General features: G+C 47.6%; 35 protein-coding genes. 23 read left to right on the top strand and 12 right to left on the bottom strand.

Annotation, left to right across the window (positions count from 1 at the left end):
• The first annotated feature begins 1 nt into the window (after window position 1).
• The 6 genes from AB6D80_RS02385 to AB6D80_RS02360 all read left to right on the top strand — a co-directional run bounded on the left by AB6D80_RS02385 (window position 2) and on the right by AB6D80_RS02360 (window position 2,455).
• Window positions 2-406 (top strand): BlaI/MecI/CopY family transcriptional regulator, encoded by a 405-nt coding sequence (locus AB6D80_RS02385; protein ID WP_136984520.1) that lies wholly within the window; start codon window positions 2-4, stop codon window positions 404-406.
• Window positions 403-621 (top strand): hypothetical protein, encoded by a 219-nt coding sequence (locus tag AB6D80_RS02380; protein WP_048666278.1) that lies wholly within the window; start codon window positions 403-405, stop codon window positions 619-621. The genes AB6D80_RS02385 and AB6D80_RS02380 overlap by 4 nt, the downstream gene beginning before the upstream one ends.
• The gene (locus AB6D80_RS02375) at window positions 621-872 is read left to right on the top strand and encodes a hypothetical protein (protein WP_372107171.1); all 252 of its coding nucleotides are present in this window, start codon (window positions 621-623) and stop codon (window positions 870-872) included. The genes AB6D80_RS02380 and AB6D80_RS02375 overlap by 1 nt, the downstream gene beginning before the upstream one ends.
• Entirely contained in the window at window positions 869-1,510 is a 642-nt protein-coding gene (locus tag AB6D80_RS02370; RefSeq protein WP_372113835.1) for a DUF3164 family protein, read from the top strand. The genes AB6D80_RS02375 and AB6D80_RS02370 overlap by 4 nt, the downstream gene beginning before the upstream one ends.
• A gap of 71 nt (window positions 1,511-1,581) precedes the next feature.
• Window positions 1,582-1,749, top strand: a complete 168-nt coding sequence (locus AB6D80_RS02365) for a hypothetical protein (RefSeq protein ID WP_372113837.1) — start codon at window positions 1,582-1,584, stop codon at window positions 1,747-1,749.
• Window positions 1,750-2,086: 337 nt separating this feature from the next.
• A complete protein-coding gene (locus AB6D80_RS02360; protein ID WP_065107011.1) occupies window positions 2,087-2,455 on the top strand; it encodes a phage protein in 369 nt (122 codons plus the stop codon).
• Window positions 2,456-2,661: 206 nt separating this feature from the next.
• Here AB6D80_RS02360 and AB6D80_RS02355 read toward each other — a convergent pair whose 3' ends face one another.
• Window positions 2,662-3,297, bottom strand: coding sequence for a hypothetical protein (locus AB6D80_RS02355; protein ID WP_372187666.1), 636 nt, complete (start codon window positions 3,295-3,297; stop codon window positions 2,662-2,664).
• Between the two features lie 82 nt (window positions 3,298-3,379).
• On the bottom strand, window positions 3,380-4,009 hold the full coding sequence (locus AB6D80_RS02350; RefSeq protein ID WP_372187664.1) for a DUF4145 domain-containing protein: 630 nt from the start codon (window positions 4,007-4,009) through the stop codon (window positions 3,380-3,382).
• A gap of 537 nt (window positions 4,010-4,546) precedes the next feature.
• Between AB6D80_RS02350 and AB6D80_RS02345 the strand changes: the two genes are divergently transcribed.
• The 4 genes from AB6D80_RS02345 to AB6D80_RS02330 are packed head-to-tail and all read left to right on the top strand — an operon-like array spanning window position 4,547 to window position 5,685.
• Window positions 4,547-4,828: a hypothetical protein gene (locus AB6D80_RS02345; protein WP_372113847.1), complete on the top strand. Its 282-nt coding sequence runs from the start codon at window positions 4,547-4,549 to the stop codon at window positions 4,826-4,828.
• On the top strand, window positions 4,825-5,274 hold the full coding sequence (locus AB6D80_RS02340; protein ID WP_372113849.1) for a regulatory protein GemA: 450 nt from the start codon (window positions 4,825-4,827) through the stop codon (window positions 5,272-5,274). The genes AB6D80_RS02345 and AB6D80_RS02340 overlap by 4 nt, the downstream gene beginning before the upstream one ends.
• A complete protein-coding gene (locus tag AB6D80_RS02335) occupies window positions 5,259-5,534 on the top strand; it encodes a hypothetical protein (protein ID WP_372187663.1) in 276 nt (91 codons plus the stop codon). The genes AB6D80_RS02340 and AB6D80_RS02335 overlap by 16 nt, the downstream gene beginning before the upstream one ends.
• Window positions 5,497-5,685 carry a hypothetical protein gene (locus tag AB6D80_RS02330; RefSeq protein WP_155491167.1) on the top strand — a complete coding sequence of 63 codons (189 nt, stop codon included), beginning with the start codon at window positions 5,497-5,499 and terminating at the stop codon, window positions 5,683-5,685. Before AB6D80_RS02335 ends, AB6D80_RS02330 begins: the two co-directional genes overlap by 38 nt.
• Here AB6D80_RS02330 and AB6D80_RS02325 read toward each other — a convergent pair.
• From AB6D80_RS02325 to AB6D80_RS02280, 10 genes are read right to left on the bottom strand one after another with little or no spacing between them, the layout of a single operon-like run.
• The gene (locus AB6D80_RS02325) at window positions 5,669-6,001 is read right to left on the bottom strand and encodes a hypothetical protein (protein ID WP_372113850.1); all 333 of its coding nucleotides are present in this window, start codon (window positions 5,999-6,001) and stop codon (window positions 5,669-5,671) included. The genes AB6D80_RS02330 and AB6D80_RS02325 overlap by 17 nt on opposite strands.
• Window positions 5,943-6,305 (bottom strand): hypothetical protein, encoded by a 363-nt coding sequence (locus AB6D80_RS02320; protein WP_372187661.1) that lies wholly within the window; start codon window positions 6,303-6,305, stop codon window positions 5,943-5,945. Before AB6D80_RS02320 ends, AB6D80_RS02325 begins: the two co-directional genes overlap by 59 nt.
• 1 nt (window position 6,306) lies before the next feature.
• Window positions 6,307-6,846, bottom strand: coding sequence for a lysozyme (locus AB6D80_RS02315; protein ID WP_372187659.1), 540 nt, complete (start codon window positions 6,844-6,846; stop codon window positions 6,307-6,309).
• Window positions 6,843-7,073, bottom strand: a complete 231-nt coding sequence (locus AB6D80_RS02310) for a hypothetical protein (RefSeq protein ID WP_311764700.1) — start codon at window positions 7,071-7,073, stop codon at window positions 6,843-6,845. The genes AB6D80_RS02315 and AB6D80_RS02310 overlap by 4 nt, the downstream gene beginning before the upstream one ends.
• 53 nt (window positions 7,074-7,126) lie before the next feature.
• The gene (locus AB6D80_RS02305) at window positions 7,127-8,293 is read right to left on the bottom strand and encodes a baseplate J/gp47 family protein (protein ID WP_136984528.1); all 1,167 of its coding nucleotides are present in this window, start codon (window positions 8,291-8,293) and stop codon (window positions 7,127-7,129) included.
• A gap of 1 nt (window position 8,294) precedes the next feature.
• Window positions 8,295-9,326, bottom strand: a complete 1,032-nt coding sequence (locus tag AB6D80_RS02300; protein ID WP_048666291.1) for a phage late control D family protein — start codon at window positions 9,324-9,326, stop codon at window positions 8,295-8,297.
• Complete coding sequence (locus AB6D80_RS02295) at window positions 9,317-9,535, bottom strand: tail protein X (RefSeq protein ID WP_048666292.1); 219 nt, start codon at window positions 9,533-9,535, stop codon at window positions 9,317-9,319. The genes AB6D80_RS02300 and AB6D80_RS02295 overlap by 10 nt, the downstream gene beginning before the upstream one ends.
• Entirely contained in the window at window positions 9,532-9,930 is a 399-nt protein-coding gene (locus AB6D80_RS02290) for a phage tail protein (RefSeq protein WP_132982795.1), read from the bottom strand. The genes AB6D80_RS02295 and AB6D80_RS02290 overlap by 4 nt, the downstream gene beginning before the upstream one ends.
• Window positions 9,931-10,518: a hypothetical protein gene (locus AB6D80_RS02285; RefSeq protein ID WP_372107190.1), complete on the bottom strand. Its 588-nt coding sequence runs from the start codon at window positions 10,516-10,518 to the stop codon at window positions 9,931-9,933.
• Complete coding sequence (locus AB6D80_RS02280) at window positions 10,515-11,153, bottom strand: hypothetical protein (protein ID WP_372187658.1); 639 nt, start codon at window positions 11,151-11,153, stop codon at window positions 10,515-10,517. The genes AB6D80_RS02285 and AB6D80_RS02280 overlap by 4 nt, the downstream gene beginning before the upstream one ends.
• Window positions 11,154-11,292: 139 nt before the next feature.
• Between AB6D80_RS02280 and AB6D80_RS02275 the strand changes: the two genes are divergently transcribed.
• From AB6D80_RS02275 to AB6D80_RS02215, 13 genes are all read left to right on the top strand, one after another.
• Window positions 11,293-11,844 (top strand): phage protein Gp27 family protein, encoded by a 552-nt coding sequence (locus AB6D80_RS02275; RefSeq protein ID WP_048666296.1) that lies wholly within the window; start codon window positions 11,293-11,295, stop codon window positions 11,842-11,844.
• The gene (gene terL / locus AB6D80_RS02270; protein ID WP_048666297.1) at window positions 11,841-13,511 is read left to right on the top strand and encodes a phage terminase large subunit; all 1,671 of its coding nucleotides are present in this window, start codon (window positions 11,841-11,843) and stop codon (window positions 13,509-13,511) included. Before AB6D80_RS02275 ends, terL begins: the two co-directional genes overlap by 4 nt.
• 8 nt (window positions 13,512-13,519) lie before the next feature.
• The gene (locus AB6D80_RS02265) at window positions 13,520-14,230 is read left to right on the top strand and encodes a phage baseplate assembly protein V (RefSeq protein ID WP_372107193.1); all 711 of its coding nucleotides are present in this window, start codon (window positions 13,520-13,522) and stop codon (window positions 14,228-14,230) included.
• Between the two features lie 120 nt (window positions 14,231-14,350).
• Window positions 14,351-14,692, top strand: coding sequence for a GPW/gp25 family protein (locus AB6D80_RS02260; RefSeq protein ID WP_048615433.1), 342 nt, complete (start codon window positions 14,351-14,353; stop codon window positions 14,690-14,692).
• Window positions 14,693-14,763: 71 nt separating this feature from the next.
• Window positions 14,764-16,557 carry an Ig-like domain-containing protein gene (locus AB6D80_RS02255; protein ID WP_136984533.1) on the top strand — a complete coding sequence of 598 codons (1,794 nt, stop codon included), beginning with the start codon at window positions 14,764-14,766 and terminating at the stop codon, window positions 16,555-16,557.
• An 8-nt stretch (window positions 16,558-16,565) separates the two neighbouring features.
• The gene (locus tag AB6D80_RS02250) at window positions 16,566-17,078 is read left to right on the top strand and encodes a phage major tail tube protein (RefSeq protein ID WP_048666300.1); all 513 of its coding nucleotides are present in this window, start codon (window positions 16,566-16,568) and stop codon (window positions 17,076-17,078) included.
• Window positions 17,079-17,087: 9 nt separating this feature from the next.
• On the top strand, window positions 17,088-18,056 hold the full coding sequence (locus AB6D80_RS02245) for a hypothetical protein (RefSeq protein WP_372187656.1): 969 nt from the start codon (window positions 17,088-17,090) through the stop codon (window positions 18,054-18,056).
• 11 nt (window positions 18,057-18,067) lie between these two features.
• Window positions 18,068-18,451, top strand: a complete 384-nt coding sequence (locus tag AB6D80_RS02240; RefSeq protein ID WP_372187654.1) for a hypothetical protein — start codon at window positions 18,068-18,070, stop codon at window positions 18,449-18,451.
• Window positions 18,448-19,071, top strand: a complete 624-nt coding sequence (locus tag AB6D80_RS02235) for an Ig-like domain-containing protein (protein ID WP_048666302.1) — start codon at window positions 18,448-18,450, stop codon at window positions 19,069-19,071. The genes AB6D80_RS02240 and AB6D80_RS02235 overlap by 4 nt, the downstream gene beginning before the upstream one ends.
• Before the next feature lie 55 nt (window positions 19,072-19,126).
• Entirely contained in the window at window positions 19,127-20,128 is a 1,002-nt protein-coding gene (locus AB6D80_RS02230; RefSeq protein ID WP_229647019.1) for a major capsid protein, read from the top strand.
• A gap of 9 nt (window positions 20,129-20,137) precedes the next feature.
• On the top strand, window positions 20,138-20,569 hold the full coding sequence (locus AB6D80_RS02225) for a hypothetical protein (RefSeq protein ID WP_048666304.1): 432 nt from the start codon (window positions 20,138-20,140) through the stop codon (window positions 20,567-20,569).
• Window positions 20,508-21,608 (top strand): DUF935 family protein, encoded by a 1,101-nt coding sequence (locus tag AB6D80_RS02220; protein ID WP_080968101.1) that lies wholly within the window; start codon window positions 20,508-20,510, stop codon window positions 21,606-21,608. The genes AB6D80_RS02225 and AB6D80_RS02220 overlap by 62 nt, the downstream gene beginning before the upstream one ends.
• Window positions 21,596-22,933, top strand: coding sequence for a phage minor head protein (locus tag AB6D80_RS02215; RefSeq protein WP_229647017.1), 1,338 nt, complete (start codon window positions 21,596-21,598; stop codon window positions 22,931-22,933). The genes AB6D80_RS02220 and AB6D80_RS02215 overlap by 13 nt, the downstream gene beginning before the upstream one ends.
• The last annotated feature ends 9 nt before the right edge of the window (window positions 22,934-22,942 follow it).

Here is a 22,942-nt window from a genome sequence, read left to right as displayed (position 1 = left end):
CATGACACTGCTCCCCAACACCACCGAGACCGTAATGGCCTTGTTGACTAAGCACCAGCCCTGCACGTGTAAGGTTCTTTGGCAACAACAAGTTGGACGTGACCGCCTTGCGATCACCACCATTAAGAACCTGTTGATGCGTTTAAAAGCACATGGCGTAGTTACGGTTGGTGGGCAAGAAGGGAATGCATACCTCTATCAACTGACAGGGACCTCACCTTACTCCCCATGTCTTACTTGCCGAGGGAAAACTCTGAAATGGCACTTACACAATGGTCATTGTAAGCATTGCAGGCCCAAAAGAGGCAAAGGCAACAACCCCCAGCTGGATGCTGAGTTTCAATTTTTACTCTCTCCTGCTTACCAGTTATTAAACCAAGTTCTAAGTCCTTGGGAGGCAATATGAGTCGCAGAGAAACGGATGAATTTGTTTGGTTGCGTGGCGGTCGAGTCGCCAGCCGTAAACCAAAAGGCAAAGGTGAATTGGTGATGAGTGATAGACCTTTATTAATTGCTGATGCCGACATGGCAAAATTCGATATCAACATGAACTGTCAAGGCATCGAACGACACATGCAAGCCGTTAAGCTTAACCACAGCATTATTTATTGGGAGGCGTAATGGGACAGCAATCCAATCAAGACATTAAGCTCGAAGTGATTGTTCGCTTTGACCCAAATAACCAAAACGGTATCGGAGAGTTCTCTATCGTAGACTATCGAGCAGAAGCATTGACCCAATTGGAATCAAACACAGCCATCGCTGCTTACGGCGCAAAAGACACGGCTTACCAAGCCGTCAGCCAATTTTTAAAACAACAGAACGAGCTTATTCAAGCTGACCATTTTGTAAAAACCGGAGCACCACAATGAATAAAACGACTCAACAACCAGAAGTAAAGCCAACTCGTCCAGCCGCACCGGAAGGTTTTGTCTATAACGCGGAAGGCAACCTTATCGCACAGTGCAACATTCCCGCTCATGAGCTGCGTAAAGATGCGTTCGTCACCAGTTTGGTTAAGCAAGTAAAAACGCATCAAAAACATCTTCAAGCCTTCAAAGAAAACCTAGTGAAAGCTTTTGAAGAATTTCGAATTGAAATGTTGGAGAGCTACGGTACGAAACTGCATACCCGTGGGAATGGCGAGAACGTGGCAATGTTCAGTTTTGATGGTAAGTACAAAATCACTTACAAAACTGCCAAACTCAAAACCCTTGGCCCAGAGCATGATGCGGCTCGTCAGCTCGCTCGTGACTATTACAACAGCCAAAAAGACAAACTGCCACATGATGTATTAATCGCGGTTCAAGACTTTTTTGTGAATGATGCCTCTATTGCGAACACTATTAGCTTTATTGGTAAAGACTTTCAAGACCCAAGCTTACGCAAGGCTCAAGAAGCTGCAAAAGATTCACTGTTAGTTATTGGCAGTAAGTCGTACTTCAACTTCTACGAACGCGATGATGAAGGCGAATACCAACAGGTTCACTTAAACTTCAGCAAATTGTGAGGGAGCCATCATGGATAAAATGACCACTTAAATTGGGACTAGTGTCGCTGATACTAAACTCACTAGAATGCATGCTTGCACGTAATCCTCAAGAAGCAAAAGAGTTAGTGCAGAAAGTATTAGATGGCCTTGGTCGCCCTAGTGTTGGATGCGGAAACATGACTCGTACCTCTATGCTAGGAACCATCGTTAGTAAAGCCGATAAACAGTTACTCGCAACGAGTAAATCAACCCAATAACCAACTAATTAAATACAGGCAAGCGGCGCTCTATGCGACCCCGCTTTGGCATCGCTTTGCCTGAATTTGGTGAATCCGCCATTAGCTAGCTTGCAACGGGTAAAAATTCTAACTACGAATGTTCTGGACAAAACCTTGCTAGCAATGATCGCCGCTGAGAAGTTTCTGGACAAAAATCATTTTCGAAAAATCGAACATTAGCAATTCATGAATAACTTTTTATAAGGCAAACTTGCCAATTTGTACGCCTTCGTACAGTGCGCACTTTGTCTGCTTATGTTCAATGGTGCATACCTCCTTAAATCAGTGCAACCTCTTGTATTTAGAGGTTTTATCATTGAAGTATCGCGAAATGAGTAAGAATTACATTTTTCGAGAATTGGAATGCCAAATGACGAAGGAAGAGGTCGCGGAACTGTGTTTTAAAACTGTGAGAACAGTCACAGGTTGGGATGAGGGAAATCCAATTCCACCCGAGTGTAAAAGGCTTATGAGAATGGCGAAGGGTCGGGAACTAAGCATCAGTGAAGATTGGGTACAATTCAAAATGTTATACGACAGAATGGAATTACCAACAGGGCAAGTGGTTATGCCACAACAAATATTAGCAGGGATTGCTCTATTGGGAATCCAGTCTGAGTTAGAGATAAAAACTTCAACACATTTACTTGGTCTTGCTAGAGCTATAGCCAATATCAAAAAATAGGATTAGAAAAGTATGGTTTTATCAATGTGAATTCAAAGTCTAGGTTTCATTAGCTAACACGATGGCCTTTTGTTGATAAGGTGACTTGGACTAGCGCAAAGAACCATCCTGTTTAGTGAATTAGTTAGTCCTCCTTTTTGGTCATATCAAGGAGAAAAAAGCCGGACTCATTGAGTTCGGCTTTTTTGTATCAATTGTAAAATGTATTAGATTGATTTTTTGCGGATTAATAGAGGATAAGACAAACCTAGTAAGCCAAAAACTATGGTAAAAAGTAACCCTGCAATACCTAGTGGTATCCCCAAAGCATTACTTTTTTTAAGATCATCAATATCTAGATTTTGCCTACGAACGATTTCTTTTATCTGGTCAACGACAAGAAGTTTATCTTCTTCATCAGTCAATTGTGACTCTAAGTTTTTAATTACTAATTCTTGCTCGAACTTTAAACCATAAAAAGGATCTCTTACTTTCTCTTTATCGATAACGTTTAACAATAGTGTCAATTTACTTGAAGAAGGATTGCTCGTTGCTTCGTTAGTAAAAGCATCTTCTAGTAATTGTACATATCCATACTTTTGTAGTTCGCCGTTTAGCTTTCGGTCGTGACTATTGAATATGATTTGAAACCTTGAAGACATGATTTCGTCACTGACCGAAATGTCTATGCTTTTTATAAGCGCAGTAACAACCGCCTCTGTTTCTTTTCTATTTTCTTTTCCTTGTTGCGTAATAGTTACGAAAATAACAATGACTGCCACATATGCTATAAGAGCAACTGCAATGATTAAAGGACGACGCTTGAAAAATGTCCAATAGATGGACAAAAGAGGTTCTAGCATATTATCTGATCTCAATTTTCGTTTAAGGGTTGGCGCTAAGGAAAATAGCGACCAACTCAGTAACAAATAAACGCTTAAGCAGTTACTTTACTGCGTCCCTTTTTTCTACAGCATTCAAAGCACCTTCAGGTAAAATACTGTAAAGTTCTGCGACTTTCTTTGGATGAGAAATTCTAACCTCAACAATATAATTAATCATTTCAAAAAGGCTATTTGCTAACTTTGGATCATCATTCAGGTCAATCTCACCAGGATGAACGGCGTTGTTACCGACAACTCGGCAATAATCTAACGCTTGCTGAACTTCAATAGGTAGGCCTTTTGCAACTAAAGAGCCTATGTCATCGTTTATGTTTTTACCTTTTTCACCTAGTTCACCTAACAGTTTTTGAATCGTTAGGCGAAGTAATGCAGCAGCAGCCCTTGGCGAGCGAGCAACTATATCTCTGGCCTCGTTATAATCAGAAATACATACTTCAGGCAGATCGTGGTGATGTGGAGGAACGGGTGCTTCCGAGGGTATAATCATGCGACCTTGATACCAATAACAGAACTCATTACAGTGAGTGCAACTATTATATTGAAACTCAGTTTCATAATGGTAACGCCCTTCAGCACGTAAGAGCTTATTCCAATACTGTTTAGCGAAAACACCACATTGAATACAATGAAACTGCTCTTGCTTAAAAACGGGAGGGTAATATTTATTCATTTTTGTCCCTACTAAATAGATTGCTTCGTAAGGCGGGAAGATTCTATAAAAATCTAGAATATCCCACCTATTTCTTATGGTTGAACGATTCTACTAGATTTTTCTATTAAGCAACAATCACTTATCATTTTAAAATAACTATTCCAATAGCTAAAAGTAAAGAACTAGCGCGCAAGCTTGCAACTAGAGCAGGGTTGTGTGAATGCTGATAGTTAGGTCGAATTTACCCCCGTGATACAACACGGGGATTAACGACGAACAGCATTCGAAGAATGGATAACTTCTAGTAGGGCAAAACCCCATTAACAGGATGTGAATGAGTAAAAGGTCTATCTAACAATGGGGCATTTTTGAGTTAAAAATCACACTGCATGAACTGCATGAACTGCATGAACTGCATGAACTAAATCCAGCCATGTTTGTACCATTCCTTATTCTCCTTCAGCTATATTTCGTTAACTAACGCCAACTTTTTCTTACAAACGCTTCCAGATGCATAAACTATGAACAATAACTTATTGTGAGTGAGTAACGTTTATGGTCATTGCTTCCGCTCGTATCGGGCGACCTAAAGTCGATAACCCCAAATCTCAGGCCGATAGAACCCGCGATAGTCGCATGCGCAACAAGGCGCTAGGTCGAGTCGAGCGTAAATTCATCCTCGATGCCTACAGTGTGGATTTGTTTGATACGCTGCGTCGAGACGCTGGCTTCTCCGCCAAAGAAAAATCCGAGTTTTTTGCGGCTTTGCTGCTTCGTGTCGCCAACAAGAATTGGCTCGGCAAATCTTTCACCTTACCCATTGAGGAGGCGCTATGAAAATGAAGATAAATCGTCATGCTTACTATGGTTTGGTGCACAAGGGCGTGAAAGCGCTGCTGAATGATCGTCTGGGATTTTATGATGACGATGAGTATCGCAACTATTTAGGTATTCAAACGGGTCAAACAAGCTGTAAGAACTTGAGTGATGGTGCATTACGCCAGCTGGTAGAAGAATTAAAGCAGCAAGGCTATTTAGAGGACTCGCTCAAGTTTAAAAAACGCTTGGGTGGCAGCTCAGCCTACCAACCATCCAGTAAACAGTGGGCTAAACTTGCGGCTTTGGCAAAGTCAATGGGCTGGCAAGGGTTGGATGACCCTGCATTGGATAGCTTTGTAAAGCGCACAGTGAAAGTCGAACGTGCTCGCTGGCTCACTCGTGACACGATACGTGCCGTGATTGTGGGACTGGAACGCTGGGAGGCATCATGTCGAGGCGAGTAAAGTTTCGGGCCGAGCCTCGCTATGAGGTGCTTAACCCTCGGACTCAAGAAGAGCTCAAGGCGCTCTTACTGGAGATGTATCCAGATAACCGCATCGCAGCTATCGAGTTTCAGGCTACCCTCAATCAGATTGATAAAGCGATCATCAAAAGTGATTTGGGTATTCGTAATTGGTACACCCCTAAAGAGCTGGCTGAGTACCTATGGAGAAGGAGTAATTATCATGCCATCGAAACCGATCCGTATGCTTCCAGCCTATGAGGTGTTTAATAGCTGCACTCGCACCCAGCGCAACCACGTGCGAGATGGCTATTTCTTTGCCTCCAAACTGCAAACTTGGTTTGTGTTTGTCAAAGATAAAGGCGAAACCGCTAATGGCAAACCTAAGGAGCAGCTCAGTCTGTTTGGGTAGTGGACGGTGATGAAAGAGTTTGAATGGCGCTTGCATCCAGTTTGGAGCAAGCGTTGTTTTTATTGGTGTAACCGTAGAACGTTCGATTGCGCTCTATCTTACAGGCGCACAATCGAAAGTACGTAAGCCAGACAGCATCACGGCTGGCCGCTTCGCCATAAGTTAGCGGCTTTTGGTCAAACGGCCGCTCACACTCCACCAAGTCACCCACAGGTGGTGATTGGATAATATCTTGGTATTCATACTGAGTGACAATCTTAGTATCCTGACACCCAGCTAGCAGGATAAGCGATAGGCTCAGCGGCGCATATTTCATGTTCAAGCTCCTTTTCCAATTCTTCGACTCGTGTTTTTAGCTGATGTCGAGCCTTGCGCTCTCGACTCGACGCCTCGTCCGCGATTTTCTGCGCTTCACGCCTTTGGGTGGTTAATGTGGTGATGCGATCAGCCAGTAAGTGGTTGGTGGTTTCCTGGCTGGTAATGGTCTCGCCTAGCACTTGGTTACTGGCCTTTAGCTCACTGGTGTACTGGAAGAGCTTGTAGTTCACCAATAAACTTACGATGAGTATCGCGCAGCCTAACCAGAAAGCCGTGCGTTTGAGCTGGCTTAGAACACCCATGTTATTGCCATCCGTTCAAACAAATCGCCATCTCTTTATCTCGCCGTTTGGGGATACCTTCGCAACCACTGCCTTTAATACGGCAGTCTTTCTTATTAACATAGACCCAACGCGGATATTGCAAGCAGGCCGCGCGATGGTCTCCTTGATTAAATGTCTTGAGTAAGGTCGAACGAGCAAAGTTGCCCGCGCCGAGGTTGAACACAAAACTCACCATCATGTCGTATTCCGCTTGGCTCGGCGTTCGTGTGATATGCTGCTTCACCACGCTCTCAGCACTGGCCACATCCTTAACAAAGTCATGGGCGATTTGCTCATTCTTTGCCGTGTCACCTTGCTTCACCCCTTGGGTATGCCCAAGACCGAGAGTCCAAGTATTGGCACTGCATTGGTAGGCTTGAGCGCGGCAACCTTCTTCATTCGCAATATGACGCAGACCACGTTCACTGACACTCAATGCGTCGTCGATATTAAACACGATGGCCAATACGGCCATGATAGAGCACACCAAGGCTTTCGTTGCTTTAGTTTTCAAACTCATGAGCTTTCCTCCGACTCCATTTGGGTGCCATGATCGGATTTCAGGCGCGCCAACTTGGCTTTATTGAGCTGAGTGGCCACCGCATAATGTCGAATGGCCATACAACCCGAGATAATGCCCACCGTAACCGCAACAAGTTGTGCGATATCATTGACGCCAAAACTGACGATCGTGGCCATGACAGACGTGCCGACTTTCTTTAGACCCGCTAAGTCTGTTAGGGACATCAAGATGGCTTTCATTCCCGTTTCACTCATTGGCTTTTTCTCTCTTATTGTGGTTATTCAAATGTTTGTTGACTGCTTTCAGTGATGACCTCAAAGGTGACGGCCGTTAGGGTGATAAGCGGCCTTTGTTTTTGGGTCACCGGTTTCGTCTCTGTAATGACTTGACCATCGCTGCCAGTCACCGCCCCTTTAGCTAGGTACACCCCTTCAATACGTTGGGCCAGCGACGTTAAGGCTGCAGGCACTATGTCGCGTCCGTGCTGCGTCTTCCACGTATTAATGACGGCTTCAATGTTGGTTTTTGCCGTCATTTGAATGGACTCAGCCAATGAGGCGTAGTCACTGAAGATCTGCAGGTGAAAGCTGGCCGTTGCCCTGACATCCGTTGCATCCACCACGCGCACCAAATCCCCCATAGGCACTCGCTTATCCCCTGAGCACTCTGACTTAATCAAGTCTTTGATGGCTTGGTTAGGAAGCGAGCCATCTTGCAAAATGGCACTGATTTCAATTTCATTCGGGGCCGGAGTCCAAACCGACACGTTCTTAATTGATGAACTGCTTGAGCGAGCAAAGTACTCATACGCCTCGTACGGCCCAGCCACACTGAACTTTGACGGCGAAATATAGATTCGATAGGCAAAATCATCATCACCCTCAATCTCAGAGCCACCTTGTGTGGTCTCAGTATTGGCCACACGTTCAAGGGCATCCAATGGCGTAACAGCTTGATGGATTTGTCCGGCTAAAAAGCCATTTCCCTGAAGGCCAGTTTCGATGCACTCTACGCTCGTCTGAATGCTCTGTGTGCCCGCACTGACCACCACCTCTTCCAATGTTTCAAACAGAGTTTGGTTATCCACGGCAATCACTTGATAGCCCTTAGCAATGACAAAGCCAGTATGAGGGGTAAAGGTAAAAGCCATTACCGTACGGGCCTTTGAGGCGGGCAACCGTTCGGTTTCAGTGAGCAGTCCAAGGTTGTCTAAACGCTCTTTTTCTGCAAACGGCAGCAAGTTCTGTTTGCTTTCATAGTTAATGAGCGCTTTGAGCTCGTTCTTCTCATACGCGATTTGCTCAAGATGAAACGTTTCTGGGTCGTTGATGCCAGGATAGTGCCCTGTGCCTAGTTGGTAACGCTGCTTGAGGCTGACAAGGTCGGCGTTATAATTCACCTCGACCAGTTGCGGCTCTGGGATATTAGGGAATCGATTGGTCATATCAGTTCGCTCTTGCTAGTTGCGCGCTGGCGGTCCACGAACGTCCACTAATGGAGGTCGTCACGGTGGTGGGTTTCCAGCGGTTTGGCACGTTGCCAAAGTTTAAAAATTCAATCAAATGTGCGGTGGTTAACATGATATTGGTCACTGACATGCGTCCTTTCGCGCCTTGTTTCCCGTCTGCGCCGTTTTGTAAATAGGACTCGGCGTAAGCTCTGGCGTCTGCCATGGATTTCACGTTGTCGATGTTGTGCAGCATCTTCACTCGATCGCCCGTCGCGGTGGCATCCCCTGCACGATAGCTAAAAAGCTGCTGGGCTTGCTGGTCATAACCATTGACTTCGACCGCTACGTACTTTGAACGAGCGCTATCGGGTAAATTGAGAGCGGTGAGAATGTCTCGGTTTAAGGTGTCAATTTGAATCACGTCGTCTTTAAAGTTGCCCATCACAAGGTTCTTGCCTTTGATGGCCATCGGCACACTGGTTTGCTCTGACAATCGAGTTAAGAATGCGGGGGTGGTTTCATCTCGCTGCTCAATGCGAGCAAATTGAAAGTCAGGCGTATCAGGCGCTTTGATAAACGATAGGCCGCTCTCTTTTGCCCAAGACTGTGCAACGCGCTCAAACGTGACATTCTCTTGTACCAAGCACTGCTGATTGTCGATAAAACCTCGCTTGATGGTGGGCGGTTTGGCGTTTGCACCGACCATCACATCATCAGGCCCAATCTTGAAGGACACTTCATCAATACTGAACTCTCCCCACAACCACTCGTGACGCTGACCGCTTTCATCTAACCAGCCAATGCCTGGCGTTAAGGTGTCCCCTTTGGTGGGATACCAGGCCTGACAAAAACGGCGGTCTTTGTTAAACAAAGTGAGAGACAAGGTATCTGTACCGGTTTGTTTGCTTTCCATCACATCGGTATAGGTCATGGACTTGACATAGCGACTGAGCTCAGCGGTCACATCCTTTCCCGCCCAGTGCAAAATGGCGAATGGACGGATAAGCCCTGTTGCGGTTATGCCCATGGTGGCGTCTCCACAGTGACTGTGTTCACCACTTTCACCGCAGGGATGTTGACGGTTTCCCCTCCGCTAAAGGTAAAGCTGGTCATGGCTCGGGTCAGCTCACGGTTGGCATCAAATAGCGCATCGACTAAGGTTTGATTGGTGACGCTATAGGCGCGATAACAAATCTGCTCCCAGCGCTCGCTCTGGCGTGCAATTAAGGTATTCATGAACGCACTTCCACGATGTCCAGTTGATAGTCCACACTGGTCACCACGCCACTAGGCAGCGTTTGAATATTGGTGCGGGTGATTTTACGAATACAAAACTGCCCATGCACCACTGAGCCCACGACCAAAGCGCGAGGCACGCCATTTTCGCCCATTAATTCGAGCCGCTTGGTCATCTTTGTGATGTCGACAAAGTGATTATTAAAGGTCAGATCCAATAAGGCGGTGTGCTCATCTTCACCCATATTCTGGTGCGCGGGATAACCGTTAATGAGGTCTTGTTTGTTGATCTTAAAAGTGCGCGAGTCGCTGATTTTGTTTGGCGTGAAGCGCCCCTTAAAGACTAAATCACCAAAGCCGCCCCACTGGGAATAATTCGTTGTTTGTTCTGTCATCTATGATTCCTCATCACTGATGGTGTGACTCTTACCCGTGAGAAGGCTCTTGGCGGTGATCTCAGTCACATCAGGGTTGGTAAAATGTTTGTGTACGGTGAGCACCAATGTGGCTTGCCAATCTTCGCGCCAAGTAAAGAGATCGTCTTTGGGGTCAAAGTCATCGTCTTGTTTTGGCTCACTCCAGCCGGATGATGTTTTTCGAGCATCGGAAATCTCTGCATCGCCCACGACCGTCAGCCGCTCACAGAATTCACCAAAGCCAGCAGGCAAGTCTTCACCAATGTCTTTTAAAATAATCAGGTCATGGGTGAGATAATCGGTCATGCGCAGGTTGAGTTGTATCTGCTGACTAGATAAAAAACACTGCGTGTTCCCGCCGCTGACCCTGGCTGAAATCACCACATCAAGGAGCATTTCATAAGCAGCGAACGAGGCTTGTGTCGTCAGTGCCAGCCGATTCAACGCGCGGATACCATTGAACATCACACGCACTTCTTTTCTGGCCACCGCATTGGAGGGCTCAATCACCGCTTGCATGCCAAGTGAGGTTTCCAGTGTTTTCTCTAATGTTCGAATCACTTTCATTGGATTGCTGCCTTTAACTGCTCTAATGCCATTTCTTGCTGCGCTTGTTGCTGCTCGGGACTTAAATACATGAACTCACGACTGGAGACTTTGATTTGCGGCGTTCGGATGTACAGCACATAGAACACGCCTTTCTCTGCGCCTTTGTTGTTTCGGTTGGCTTTAGTCTTCACCTTTTGACCAAAAGCCTTACCCCCCAAGGGTGCTCGTCCCATGATGGAATGAGGCCGGTAGAAAATCTTCCAGCCTTGAAGCTCTAATCCTTCCAAGGTTTTACGCACCCCATACACCTCGGAGCGTTTCTTTACCTGCTTGTTGACCGGTATGGCGAGCTGTTTGGCTTTCTTCGCTTTGATCACGCCGCCATTGTTAATCAGTGGCGCATGGGCTTTGTTGGTGCCTATGCGGTATTCCTCTTTGCCAGCCTTGTACGTCAATGAGGCGTAGGTTTCACCTGTATCAAACAGGGGGTTAGCCCCTGCGTTCTTGGTGTTTTTGGTCAGCGGAGCATTGGGTTTTAACGTGCCGTTTTTCATGTTGTTGCGCACACACTGCAAACCAAAGGGAGCCAACGTCTCTGGCAGACCCTCAATCGCTTTGGTGGTGTTATGCAATGCATCAAGAAAACCTTTCATCGCTGATACGCTCCATTGAACGGTGTTTGAACCAGGCTTAAATTCTGCCTTTTATTTAGCGGCCATCTGCCGAACGGAAGTTAATCAACCCTTCGGGGGATAAGCTGCACGCTCACGAGAACAATAAGAAGGAAACCCCATGGCCCCACGCTCAAAGGTGGAATTGCACGGGCTGCTTGAGCGCGTCATTGAGATGTACACCGTGGACAAAATGAAGCTGGACGATATCGCGGAGGCGCTCAAAGAAGACGGCTTTGATATTTCACGTTCGTCAGTGCATCGTGTGCTTCGTAGTAATCAGGAGTTGATTGAAGAGCAGCGTCTGGTTCAAGAGCAGGCAGAGGTCTTTCTAAAGGAATTCAAAGACAGCCCCAACACCGATATCTCAGAGCTGAACTTACAAATCATGCAGCGCTACATGTTCAAAGTATTGCGTGAATTGGAGTTTGGTCCTGAGTCATTTAAAGATCCGAACAAGCTGGCCAACTTGTTAGCGCGACTATCGGATGCACAGGTGAACCTTGACCGATTGAAAGTTGAGTTTCGTAAAGGGGTCGATGCGGCAAAGGCCGAGTTTGAAAGTCAGCTTACCGATATACTCAAAGAGACGCGCCCCGAGCTCTTGCTTGAGTTGGTCAGCATCATTCAGAAAATTCGTGTCGACCAAAAAACGAAACGAGGCCGTCGATGAGCGGCCTCTTTGGTGGATTGTCCGATGCGGATTTAGAGAATATTCGAGACAGTGCGCATATCGCCGCTGAGGACAAATGCGCCACGAAGAAGACCCAAGCCCAAGCGCGGCGTGATTTAGCCCGAAAAGAAAAAGAAGAAAAGGCGCGTCGAAAGCGCCGTGCCAAATCTAAACGTGACTTTGCATATTTCTGTCAGACCTATATGCCGGATGCGTTCACACTTGAGTTCAGTGAATACCAGCTCGCACTGACTCGCTTGGCCGCCAATCGAAATTTGAATCATCAAGACGAAGCGCTGTTCAAAGCGCTCATTGACCCGCGCGACCACGGTTTTATCAAACAGCCCCTTGCGCTTGAAAACGGCAAGCGTGGTCAGTATGAGGGCATTCTCGATATCGAACCACGCGATCACGGTAAAACCACCCGTAATACTCAGGCCATGCCTTTATGGCTGGCGCTTAATCATCCTGGTTCATTCATTGTGATTTGTGGTGCGTCTGCCGATAGCGCCAAAGAGATGATGGACGCCATCAAAGATGACTTAGAAGATAACGAACTGATTCTGGATGATTATGGGGAGCAGCGAGGTAACACCTGGACTAAACGCAAAATCAAACTGGCCAATGGCTCTTCCATCGTGGCGGTCGGTCGTGGGCAGCGGCTGCGTGGTATTAAAAACAAGTACCAACGTCCGACTCACATTATCTGTGATGACTTGCTCGATGACAAAGAGGTGGAATCGCCGACACTGCGTCGTCAGGCGGAGCGCTGGTTCAAACGCGTTATTATGAATCTGGGCAAAGGGGCGCTGACCATCATCGCCAACACCATCATGCACCCAGACGATTTACCGTCACGTCTCCTTAAACAAATTGAAGATGGCCGTTTGCCTAACTGGTTGGGGCTGCGCTTCAGTGCCATTACCCCGTCGGGGCATTCCTTATTTCCAGCACGTTGGAGTTTGCAAGAGTTAGACAATAAACGTATCGCGTCAGGCAGTGCTTGGTGGACGGAATGGATGAACCGTCCTATCGCCGATGAAGAGGCCGACTTTAAGGAAGAGTGGTTTGTCTACTTCAAACCTTATGAATTAGATCTTCGAGATTGCACCATTGGTATGGCGATTGACCCTGCTACGGGCCTTAAAAAAGGTGACTGGTCCTTTATTGCCGTGGTGGCTCGACACAAAATTACCATGGTGGATCATGTGTTGTTTGCCAAAGGCTGGAAAGAGTCTGACCTTAAGTTTGCCCAACGCATTGTGGATGTGTTTCTACAACACAGGCCGTCCTTTGTGATGTTCGAAACCGTTGCGTTCCAGAAGATTTACAAAAAAGAAGTGATGCGTTACGCCAAGAAGAAAGGCGTGCGCCTTCCAGTTCGTGAGTTCAAAGGGGGCAATAAGCAAGTGCGTATCAAGTCGCTCTCGTCACAGGTAGAGAACGGACTTATCCAATTCTTAGAGACTCAGACGCTGCTTCGTCAAATGTTTTTAGAGTTCCCTCGTGGCCATGATGATGGGCCCGATGCGGTGGAGATGGCCATCAGTGGATTCGAGTCTGGTTTTGTGGGCGGCGCAACACCACAAACGCCCAAGTCAATCAGTAGCGCCGCGAAAGCGCTCTCACGCTTTGGTGGTGGTGCTTTGCGACGAATGATGCGTTAGGAGTCTCTATGTTCAACAAACTCGCAGAAATGAAAACGAAACTCAGCGATGTGCTCTCCATGCTGCGCAAGCTGGTGTGTATTGGCAAAGTGAGCAAAGTGGATGCCGAGCTAAGGCGCGTAAAGGTGACTTTCCCTGGTCTACGTTACCCTGAGTCAGATTGGTTGCCTGTGCTGGGCTTTCGTAGTAAGAACGTGAGCATTTCGTGCAACCTTGAGCCTGGTGAGCAAGTGCTGTGTCTGTTCATTCCTAGCGGTTCAATGATGTCTGGTTTTGTGCTTGGCTCGATGGCGAACAAATCAGCAAAGCCCTATATCGCGAATGTTGATAAGTTTGGTGTCCGGTTTAAAGACGGCACACTTTTGGAATATGACCAAAGTAGCGCAACGGGCGTATTAAAAATTAAAGGTAACGAACCTGCTCTCATCGTAAACGAGTCCGGTGTAACCATTGATAGCCCTAAATACACCGTCAATGCACCGACCATTTTACTCAATGGTCAAACCCATATTACCAAAGCGCTGACGGGGGATATGACAGCAACATTTACCGGACTCGTCGGGGCCGCAGGATATGGTAGTACAACGGGGGGGGCAGCCGTGATGAACAGCGGTGCCACCATGAAAGGCTCGGTGACCATCAATGGTGTCACAGTCGCCGTGATTAGCCATAAACACAATGACGCAGAAGGCAGACCAACGTCCACCGCAAACCAATAAATGACAAAACGCCCTCAGAGCGATTCTGAGGGCGCTTAATTTCTATCGGGTGTGAATGTTCAAATAATTTTATTCAAACTCATTCAAACCGGATTTCAAACGAATTCAAACGGGGTACGCATGACCTACTCACTCAAATTTGCAGGAAGCGGACGAAACACCGATTTGGTGGCCGATATCAAGCAGTCACTTTTTATGATTGTGTACACCGGCAAAGGCGAACGGATTTATATGCCGGATTACGCAGCGGATGCATTGGAGTACATTGATAAGCCTCAATGGGAAGTGCAAGGGTTGAAAGTGTCCATTGCTGAATCGGTGGCTAAGTATGAGCCTCGAGTCAAACTCGACAGTATTGTGGTCACTCAAACCGATTTGCCACAGGGCATTATTGGCATTAAGCTTTCTTGCCAAATCCTCGCCACGGGGCAAAGTGACGTGTTCGATTTTACTAACGCTTAAGCCTGCCGAACGGAAATTATCCTCCAATAATCTCAGATACTGACTCCACTGATGAACAGGAGACAGTATCCATGGCCGAATTACTTCACGGCATCCGAACCATCGAATCGCTCACAGGTCCCATTTCGGTCATCGAAGTGTCGTCCAGTGTGATTGGTGTGTTTGGCACCTCTGAGTTGGCAGAGCCATTAAAGCTCTACCACACCACCAATTACGATGACGCGAAGAAGGCCTTCGGTGAAGGCTCGCTCGCCAATGCCATTCGTCGCGTTCACCACTATGTACCAAGCAACTCCATTCTATCAATCCCTTTAGGTAAGGACAGCGACTTCCCTGACGTTGAAACGCCAGCGGTCTCTGGCGTCACGATGAGCACATCCAGTGTCTCTATTTATATTGATGATGGCGCAAGCTTACCTGTCACGATTTTAAACCCTCACACTTGTCGCATTGCGTACAGCTCGGACAATGATCTCATTGCGACCGTGGATGCTAATACGGGCGTGGTAACGCCTGTGAAAGCCGGTATTGCTAACATCACCGCCTTGGTCACCTTTAATGATGGTGAGAATGACGTAGATGAGGCCCATGTCTATGGCGTGACGGTCGCACAAACCAATCCAAACGCAGGCAAGACCATGAGTCCAGCGACGCTGGGTGATTCTGTTGCGACAGCGTTCTTAGGCGCAGACTCTCAGCCGAACGCGTTAACCAATACGTATGAGCAAACTGCTGTTTGGTCGATTGATGATGAAGCCATTGCCTTGGTTGATAGTAGTGATGGCACGATCACACCACTTTCAGAAGGTCAAACGGTGGTCGCCGTGAAGCTCGCACCCAAGAGCAACGTCAGCTACACCAATGACAACGATATGACCATTAATGTGGGGGATGTTGCTGGCATTGAGCTCACTTATGTACTGACCGTTTCCCGTGTCACCGATGCGCTGTTGGCTAAATTCATGGAAGCACTGCCGCTACTGCGTAAAGCGAAACAGAGCTACGGCTTTTCATCCAAAATCAACATGGCTCCAGGCATTTTACACAAGGATGGCGCAATGGGACTCGCTGTGGCAGCGGTCAGTACTATCCGCGGCATTTGGGTGGGAGATATGCCAGAGCATATTTCAACAGCCACTGAGGCGTACGCTTGGAAGAAAAAGTACACCTCACAACGAGCGTATGTCGGCTGGCCACGTCCAAAAGTATTAGATACCGACGGCGCAACGGTGGTTGATTGGTACGCGCCAAGTCTGTGTGGCCTCCTTGCTCAGGTAGACCGCAACCAAACCGAGCAGAACATTGTGCCGGAAACCGGTTACTGGTGCTCGCCATCAAACTACGTCATGGCCGATGTGATTGGCCCTTCCATTGAGCTCGATTACATCCCAAGCGATCCATCGTGTGATGTGAACTACTTAAACGTGAACGGCATTGCCACGCTGATGAACCATGGCGGTTGGAAGAACTTTGGTAACTACTCCACCGCGTTCCCAACCAAGAGCGATTACCTGTCATTTATTTCAGTTCGCCGCACAGCCGACATCCTAGAAGAAAGCATTGAGGACGCCACTCGTCAGTTCTTAGACTTTCCGATGTTCACCAGCCCAACGGACATTGCTAATACGACCTGTGGCCGCGTGAAAGATACGGTGAACGATTATCTTCGCTCGAAAGAAGGCACCGCATTGGTGTACAGCAATGTGTCAATTGATGCCGGTGACAACCCGCTCACCAATCTGATGCAAGGCAAAATTAAGTACCGCTATCGAATGACACCGCCTGTGCCTATGCAGAGTGTGGAATTTGAAGCTGAAATTTACGTTGAAGGGTTAGAAAGCGCCTTTAACAAACTGATTGCATGAGGTAAGTCATGGCAGAGAAAAGTGTGGTCTGGCGTGACCAGATGGCGTTCATTAATGAAACCCAATACGTCGGACGCGTAAAAAATGCCAGCAGCGACCTACAGCGCAAGATGGCCACGGTGGGCGGCTTAGGTGGGCTGGGTGATGTCGAAGTGCCAACCGGCAAGTACGAAGCCCCAACGGCAACGGTGGAGTTTCAATCGGTGGCGCTTGGCGATGTGGCTCAGCTGACCAATAACGATGGGTGGATCAAGCTGCGCCTAACGGGACAAGTACGCATGCTGGATTCCGAAACAGGGACCAAGATTATTGATGCGGGTATTACTCGTATTCATGGGTTTGTGAAAAATCCACCGGTTCCTGGTTATAACGATGAAGGTTCGCCGTACACCGCCAACATTGCTGTGCATTTTATTGAGATCAGCAATACCTCTGGACGCGTATTCATGCTCGACATGCAAACCGGTGCGAAATACCCGCCGGATGCACCAGGGCAATTTGGTATCACCGTGACCTTATAAGGAGTCGATATGCGAATTCGTAAGTTGGAAATTGTGGCGGATGGCATTCAAAAAAATGGTCAGCCCGTTACGAAAGCGCAGCTCGAATCGGTGGTTCGTCATTATAAATCGGATGCCCGCCCTCCCGTGACCCCAGGTCACCCAACCAAAGGCAGCGATCAGATTGCCGCGTTGGGGCGAGCGTCCAACCTCAGAACAGAAGCCGGCAGTGGCGATAAAAGCGGAAAAACCGTCCTTGTGGGTGAGGTGATTTACACCCCCGAGATGGAAACACTGGAAGATTCGGGCAAGTTTGAAGGCTTCAGTGCTGGCATCCATCCAGTACCGGATAAAGAAGGTGAGTGGTACATGCACCATCTTGCCTTCTTGGGGCAGCTTCCTCCGGCGGCGGACACGAAAACCCGTGATGTGGTGGATCTCAGCGATAGCGATTTTTGTGATGACGCTATCTATCTCAGTGCAGATGTCGGTACTCAACCTGGCTCTGATGACAATGAAACAGGAATAACCATGAAGAAAGACGAACTCAAAACGCTGCTTGGCGACGTCGTCAAAGAGCAGCTTGACGGTATGGGGATTAAACCCAATACGCCGCCCATTAAAAAAGAAGGTGATCAAAGCAAAGGTGGAGACCCGACTAAGACCGATGACGATAAATCAAACGGTGCGGTTACTGCGATGCAAGAAACGTTGGCAGGCGATCGTAAGGAAACACTGACCGAGCTAGCGGACTCGCGTGAAATGAGCGACGAGCTTCGCAAGAGTGTGAAAGTCATGATTGAAGGTGCGTCCGCTATCGAGCTTTGCGCCTCTGGTGATGGCAATCGTTACAGCCAATTGAAAGGCATGCTAAGTGCTATGCCTGAGAAGAAAACGGCTCCGGCAACACCATCGGCCTGGGATAAATTAACTGAGAACTTAGAGCTAGCGGATACAGGCTCGGCTCAAAAAGATAACTTTGATCCGGAGGGTTGGTAATGGAATTTGGAATGAAAACCACCATTAAGGGCGCACCCGCCATTGTCGGCAGTTATACCGGTGGCAACGTCATCCAACAAATGAGGGTTAATGGCATCACCGATTTAGAGCCGGGTCATGCCGTGGTGATCACTGATGGCATGCTCACTGGACGTTGGGACGGCTCCCCGTTGATCACCGTTCAAGATGATGGCGCTGGCAATCTTACCGTCACTCAAGTGACGCTAGGGGTAGTCACCACCAAACAAATGAAAGGTGATGGGTCTGTTTCAGTACTTCGCCTTGGCGCGTACCTTCGCGACCGTGTGGTGCTTGCGGATGATTCAGCGCTCACTGCGTCTAATGAATTTACGCTGTCTTGCGTTCAACTCTTTGCAGAAGGTGCCTGGTTATGAGTCCTCTAGAGCAACAAAAAGCCAAACAAGATGGTGTGTTTTCCAAAGCGCTCCGTGACGCGTCGAATGCCTTTGTTCAAATGGGCGCTCACCCACGCACACTTCTGCACCATTCACGCCGTAACGATTTGATTGAGCAAGCCATCGCGAAGCTTCAGCTCTTAAAGCGTGAAGGGGAGGCTTACCATCAATTAGGTCAACCGATTGTGGAAGCAAAGTTAAAAGCGGATGTAGAAAATAATTCAGACGATCACTTAAAGCTTGAGCCTGTCGGTTTTCGTAAAGTAGATGACTCACCGGTTGTGTACTCAGAGCTTGGCGTTGATGTGCAAAGCAGTGGTTTGAATCTTGTTCTCAATAACCCTTACGAGCAAATCGTAAAGTACACCTCTAGTGATGAAGCCGTGGCCACCGTCGATGAAAAATCAGGACTAATCACTCCTGTTAGTGACGGTGAAGTAACGATTCATGTTGACCTAACGAAAAAAGGGGAATACCCACGCGTCGAAGATAGCGTTGGTTTGGTGATTGCGGATGAGCCAAAAGAAGACTCAGAGCCATCTCCCGATGGTGACGCGCAATCAGACAACAACGCTTCTGAGTCAGGCTCTGAAAAATAACCCCACCCATTAATGCATGCCGCTGTTTAATAAGCGGTTATAAAGAGAACAAAGCATGGATATTATTGATATTTTACGCGGTCTGTTAGCCCCTCAAGAGTGGGCAGAGCTGCTAAACAACTACAAAAAGCGCAAGTCAGTGCCAATGCGTATTCGCAAGAAGGTGTTTGGGGAGGCGGTGTTTTACCCAAGCGTGCGCATCCCCTGGAATGTGCTCAAAGAGACCCTGTCTAACATTCCGGTGGTACGCCGTGGTACGAAAGCGTATCAGCTTGGTGGCAATGACTTAGAAACTCAATCTATCGAGCCACAAGGTTTTTCGACGGTATCGCATGTGTCAGCGGCGGAGCTCAACAACCTCAAGGCATTAGGCTTAAAGAACATTCAAAAGTTTTTTGAAATGCTTCAGTTTGGTGTGATGCGCAAGATTGAAGTCTCAACTGAAGCGCTGTGTGCTCAATCGCTGACAGGTAAGATTGCCTACCCAATGAAAACCGCAGACGGCGCAATGGAATTGTTCGAAGTGGATTTTGGGGAAACCCTTCGCTACAACTTTGACAGCTCACTGAAAGCCACAGACGCCACCATCGAACAAGTGTACACCGCCTTGCAAGAAATGGATGAAACCATTCAAGCGAAAGGTTATGGCGCAAACTTGGAAGTATTGAGTGGTAAAACGTTGTTTGCTCGCATTGTCACCTTAGCAGGGAAAAATAAATCCAACGTGCTCGATGTGAAAGTCAGCAAGGGGCAAGTCAATGTAGGCGGCTACCTCATTAATCTTGAAAATGGTTCATACGAAACCATGGTAGGCGGTACGAAAACCCGCGTAAAAACCGTTGATGATGACAAGATGGTGATGATTGACCTTGAGGCAGGCCACACACCGTACTATGCCGCGCTCGATGATTTGGACGCAGGCCTTCAGGCCTTACCTTTCTTCTCGAAAGTAAAGAAAGTCGACGATCCAAGTGGCGCGGATGTGTACACCATGTCAAAGCCTTTGCCTGCGGTTGTCGTGGATGCCATCTGCTGGGCCGATGACGCACTGAAGTAAGGAGTGATAATGGCTATTACCCTTACCGAGTTAAGAGCGATGGTCAGCATCCAGGGAGTATCGAGCTCCCTGGATGAGCAAATCTACCACTCCTTAACTTACAACGATGAGAACAACACTCAAACTGCTTGTCAATCAGCCGCGCGTTGGTGCTATGCCTATCTTGGTCAAAAGAATGCCTTGTCTCGCCTTTATAGCGAGGATGACAAAGAAGTGTTGGCTGAAGGCATGACTCAAAGGGCGATTTACGAGTTAGGTGAAATTAGCGAGTTTGATTTTGATGATCGCAAAGACGAAGCGCTCGCATTAATCAACGCCTTGCTTGGTCTTAATCATGGCACTGAAAGCGGTGCTCAATACACAGGAGTTGCGATTGCCCATGATAAAGAATCTCACATTATCGTCCCTTATCGCTCGGCTTCCCACCGACGTTATCGTTAATCACTACCCATTACCAGCAGAGCTCGGCAACGCTCGCTACCAAAGCAGCAACTACTATTTTGGGGCCATTCGCGCCATGCTGCTCGATGAAGAGGTGGCATCAAGCATTGAAATGCGTCATGCCACGGCCATGACGGTGCCCTACGTCATGGAAGGCTCAACCAGTGACATCGAGTTTTACAACGAGGTGATGGCAGACTTTGATTTAGAAATGTTGATGGAACAGATGTTAAGTGCGACGGAATTTGGTTTTATGCCAGTGGAGCTTATCTGGGAGAAATTCGGCTCACAGCTTTGCCTCACCCACTCAGAGCCCAAACGCCCTGAAGACTTCCGTCTATTAAAGGATGGTACCTTAGTGTACGGCGCTGTGGACTACACAGCGAAAACGCCTGTAGCAGGGAAAGTCATTCCCGTGCTGCGCAATGCGACCACTGAGCGTCCATACGGCGAAACTATCTTAGAGTCAGTGTGGCCTATTTGGCAAAGTAAGTGGATCAGCTGGGCCAACATCGAGCGCCTTGGTGAGAAGTACGCGATCCCAACGGCGATTGCTCTGGCTGAAAATGCCAATGGCGGGGATGACGTACAAGCGATTGCCAACTCGTTAGCCCCTGTGATGAACGGAGATGCGGTGGCACTCTCTGGTGTAAAAGAAATCGTCACCCTTGATGCCAACGGTAAGGTGGATGAACTACTTCGAACCATTGAATACATTGATAACAAAATCGCCAAGCGCATCACCGGTCAAACCTTGACGAACGGTAATCAAAAATACGGCTCTCGGTCATTAGGTGAAGTCCATGAAAGAGCGGGCATGCGCGTCTCCAAACGCGATGCTCGCATGGTGCATAAGACACTTAATGATACGCTGCTTAAATGGATTTTCTTAGTCAATGGTCGTGAAGGCAGCCTCAAAATTCGAGTGGATGAGGACGCTTATAAAGAGTTGGTGAACAACATTGTCGACAGCCCCTCTTCCAGTCGTGAATCCACGTATCTTTCAGATGCACCAGGAAAGCATTTATGTCTGCTTTAAAGAGTCTTGATAAAAAAGAGATCGATAACCTCACTAAATTACAGCGCCTCGAAAATGAGGCGCTTTCATTAACCGTCAAAAGCCTTTCAAGCGAACTGGAAGCCGCGTTCAAAGCGTATTCAAACCCAGGCGATATCGATATCACCCAAGTGACAACGCAATACACCAACATCTATGCCGCTTCGATGATGGTGAGCTGGCTGCTGGGCCAAGCGCATATCCATAATGCGATCAATGATGCCAGCGATAAACCTATCGAACTCACTTACGCGCCGATTTATCTTGCCGTGGATGAGGTGCCTTTTCAGGAAGCGATTGATTCACTCAAAGCTATGATACCGACCGATACCAAAGCGTATCGTCAAATGGAAGCGGCGATGAAGCTGCGCGCCTTTACGGTCGCGAACGTCTCCAGTATTGATGCGGTCAATCGCGTCAAAAAACGTTATGAAGACGCATTAGAAAGCGGAGCATCACGCTCTGAAACGTTAGGGAACCTCCGTCAACTTCTTGAGCAAGAAGGACTCTCTCAGGTCAATCCTTATTGGTTAGAGTTGCATTATCGCAACAATATGATGACCGCATATAACTCAGGCCGTTGGACTCAGATTGCCTATAACGACTTGGTGGAGTTTCTGGTTTATTCGTCGGTGCTCGATTCAGGCACCACAGAGCTGTGCAGAAAGCTCGATGGCGTGATTAAGCCCAAAGACGATCCATTTTGGGAAAGCTTTTACCCGCCCAACCACCATAAGTGCCGTGCGACAGTGTCAGTGTTGTCACGCAAGCAATATGAAGCACTACCCGCATCGATGCGACAGGCCTCAGCCGAAGTCAGTGGCACAGACTTGGATAAGGATGCGACGACTGGCAAAGAGCATCAGTTTACTAGCTCGCCATTAGTATCAATGAAAACGCTGCCAGCATCGATGATGGAGCGGGCGCAAAAATATGGACTGACCCAAAGCATTCTCAACTACTCTCACGCACAAAGTAAACACGTCTTAAAAGAGCAAGCAGAAGCTGTCGCTAAACAAGGTTTATCTGTGACCACACTCAATAACGCGATAAAGCAATCGCCAGAGCTAGAGCCGTTTCGGGAAATGATACAAGAGAAGTTGATGACCTCTCCTGATGAGGTGTTGTTCGCTTTTGATGAGCTGGGAAGTGGTGAATTTTTACCTAGCGTGCAGTTTGTGCTTGAGTTAGATGATTCACTCAGAGGCGTAGCGTTTGCGAGTGCGTATGGCAATACACGGGTCTACCGAGTAAGCGCTATCGCTCAGCAAGTGCTTTCCAAACAGATGTTTATTGAAGTGCGATAACAACCTTTT

It is taken from the genome of Vibrio sp. 10N.247.310.17 (genome assembly GCF_041466605.1).
Lineage (GTDB): Bacteria > Pseudomonadota > Gammaproteobacteria > Enterobacterales > Vibrionaceae > Vibrio > Vibrio tasmaniensis_A.
Note: the sequence above shows the minus strand (reverse complement) of the source record. Positions and strands in the feature narration are given on the sequence as shown.

Excerpts from the sequence above, each read along its gene's own strand:
- AB6D80_RS02310 (WP_311764700.1), bottom strand. The coding sequence starts at position 7,073 with ATGTCCCTAACAGACTTAGCGGGTCTAAAGAAAGTCGGCACGTCTGTC.
- AB6D80_RS02235 (WP_048666302.1), top strand. The coding sequence starts at position 18,448 with ATGAGTCCTCTAGAGCAACAAAAAGCCAAACAAGATGGTGTGTTTTCC.
- AB6D80_RS02320 (WP_372187661.1), bottom strand. The coding sequence starts at position 6,305 with ATGGGTGTTCTAAGCCAGCTCAAACGCACGGCTTTCTGGTTAGGCTGC.
- AB6D80_RS02225 (WP_048666304.1), top strand. The coding sequence starts at position 20,138 with ATGGCTATTACCCTTACCGAGTTAAGAGCGATGGTCAGCATCCAGGGA.
- AB6D80_RS02245 (WP_372187656.1), top strand. The coding sequence starts at position 17,088 with ATGCGAATTCGTAAGTTGGAAATTGTGGCGGATGGCATTCAAAAAAAT.
- AB6D80_RS02230 (WP_229647019.1), top strand. The coding sequence starts at position 19,127 with ATGGATATTATTGATATTTTACGCGGTCTGTTAGCCCCTCAAGAGTGG.
- AB6D80_RS02240 (WP_372187654.1), top strand. The coding sequence starts at position 18,068 with ATGAAAACCACCATTAAGGGCGCACCCGCCATTGTCGGCAGTTATACC.
- AB6D80_RS02260 (WP_048615433.1), top strand. The coding sequence starts at position 14,351 with ATGACCTACTCACTCAAATTTGCAGGAAGCGGACGAAACACCGATTTG.
- AB6D80_RS02275 (WP_048666296.1), top strand. The coding sequence starts at position 11,293 with ATGGCCCCACGCTCAAAGGTGGAATTGCACGGGCTGCTTGAGCGCGTC.
- AB6D80_RS02340 (WP_372113849.1), top strand. The coding sequence starts at position 4,825 with ATGAAAATGAAGATAAATCGTCATGCTTACTATGGTTTGGTGCACAAG.
- AB6D80_RS02350 (WP_372187664.1), bottom strand. The coding sequence starts at position 4,009 with ATGAATAAATATTACCCTCCCGTTTTTAAGCAAGAGCAGTTTCATTGT.
- AB6D80_RS02265 (WP_372107193.1), top strand. The coding sequence starts at position 13,520 with ATGTTCAACAAACTCGCAGAAATGAAAACGAAACTCAGCGATGTGCTC.
- AB6D80_RS02335 (WP_372187663.1), top strand. The coding sequence starts at position 5,259 with ATGTCGAGGCGAGTAAAGTTTCGGGCCGAGCCTCGCTATGAGGTGCTT.
- AB6D80_RS02375 (WP_372107171.1), top strand. The coding sequence starts at position 621 with ATGGGACAGCAATCCAATCAAGACATTAAGCTCGAAGTGATTGTTCGC.
- AB6D80_RS02315 (WP_372187659.1), bottom strand. The coding sequence starts at position 6,846 with ATGAGTTTGAAAACTAAAGCAACGAAAGCCTTGGTGTGCTCTATCATG.
- AB6D80_RS02345 (WP_372113847.1), top strand. The coding sequence starts at position 4,547 with ATGGTCATTGCTTCCGCTCGTATCGGGCGACCTAAAGTCGATAACCCC.
- AB6D80_RS02300 (WP_048666291.1), bottom strand. The coding sequence starts at position 9,326 with ATGGGCATAACCGCAACAGGGCTTATCCGTCCATTCGCCATTTTGCAC.
- AB6D80_RS02285 (WP_372107190.1), bottom strand. The coding sequence starts at position 10,518 with ATGAAAGTGATTCGAACATTAGAGAAAACACTGGAAACCTCACTTGGC.
- AB6D80_RS02330 (WP_155491167.1), top strand. The coding sequence starts at position 5,497 with ATGCCATCGAAACCGATCCGTATGCTTCCAGCCTATGAGGTGTTTAAT.
- AB6D80_RS02250 (WP_048666300.1), top strand. The coding sequence starts at position 16,566 with ATGGCAGAGAAAAGTGTGGTCTGGCGTGACCAGATGGCGTTCATTAAT.
- AB6D80_RS02280 (WP_372187658.1), bottom strand. The coding sequence starts at position 11,153 with ATGAAAGGTTTTCTTGATGCATTGCATAACACCACCAAAGCGATTGAG.
- AB6D80_RS02220 (WP_080968101.1), top strand. The coding sequence starts at position 20,508 with ATGATAAAGAATCTCACATTATCGTCCCTTATCGCTCGGCTTCCCACC.
- AB6D80_RS02215 (WP_229647017.1), top strand. The coding sequence starts at position 21,596 with ATGTCTGCTTTAAAGAGTCTTGATAAAAAAGAGATCGATAACCTCACT.
- AB6D80_RS02380 (WP_048666278.1), top strand. The coding sequence starts at position 403 with ATGAGTCGCAGAGAAACGGATGAATTTGTTTGGTTGCGTGGCGGTCGA.
- terL (WP_048666297.1), top strand. The coding sequence starts at position 11,841 with ATGAGCGGCCTCTTTGGTGGATTGTCCGATGCGGATTTAGAGAATATT.
- AB6D80_RS02355 (WP_372187666.1), bottom strand. The coding sequence starts at position 3,297 with ATGCTAGAACCTCTTTTGTCCATCTATTGGACATTTTTCAAGCGTCGT.
- AB6D80_RS02255 (WP_136984533.1), top strand. The coding sequence starts at position 14,764 with ATGGCCGAATTACTTCACGGCATCCGAACCATCGAATCGCTCACAGGT.
- AB6D80_RS02290 (WP_132982795.1), bottom strand. The coding sequence starts at position 9,930 with ATGACAGAACAAACAACGAATTATTCCCAGTGGGGCGGCTTTGGTGAT.
- AB6D80_RS02295 (WP_048666292.1), bottom strand. The coding sequence starts at position 9,535 with ATGAATACCTTAATTGCACGCCAGAGCGAGCGCTGGGAGCAGATTTGT.
- AB6D80_RS02370 (WP_372113835.1), top strand. The coding sequence starts at position 869 with ATGAATAAAACGACTCAACAACCAGAAGTAAAGCCAACTCGTCCAGCC.
- AB6D80_RS02385 (WP_136984520.1), top strand. The coding sequence starts at position 2 with ATGACACTGCTCCCCAACACCACCGAGACCGTAATGGCCTTGTTGACT.
- AB6D80_RS02305 (WP_136984528.1), bottom strand. The coding sequence starts at position 8,293 with ATGACCAATCGATTCCCTAATATCCCAGAGCCGCAACTGGTCGAGGTG.
- AB6D80_RS02325 (WP_372113850.1), bottom strand. The coding sequence starts at position 6,001 with ATGAAATATGCGCCGCTGAGCCTATCGCTTATCCTGCTAGCTGGGTGT.
- AB6D80_RS02365 (WP_372113837.1), top strand. The coding sequence starts at position 1,582 with ATGCTTGCACGTAATCCTCAAGAAGCAAAAGAGTTAGTGCAGAAAGTA.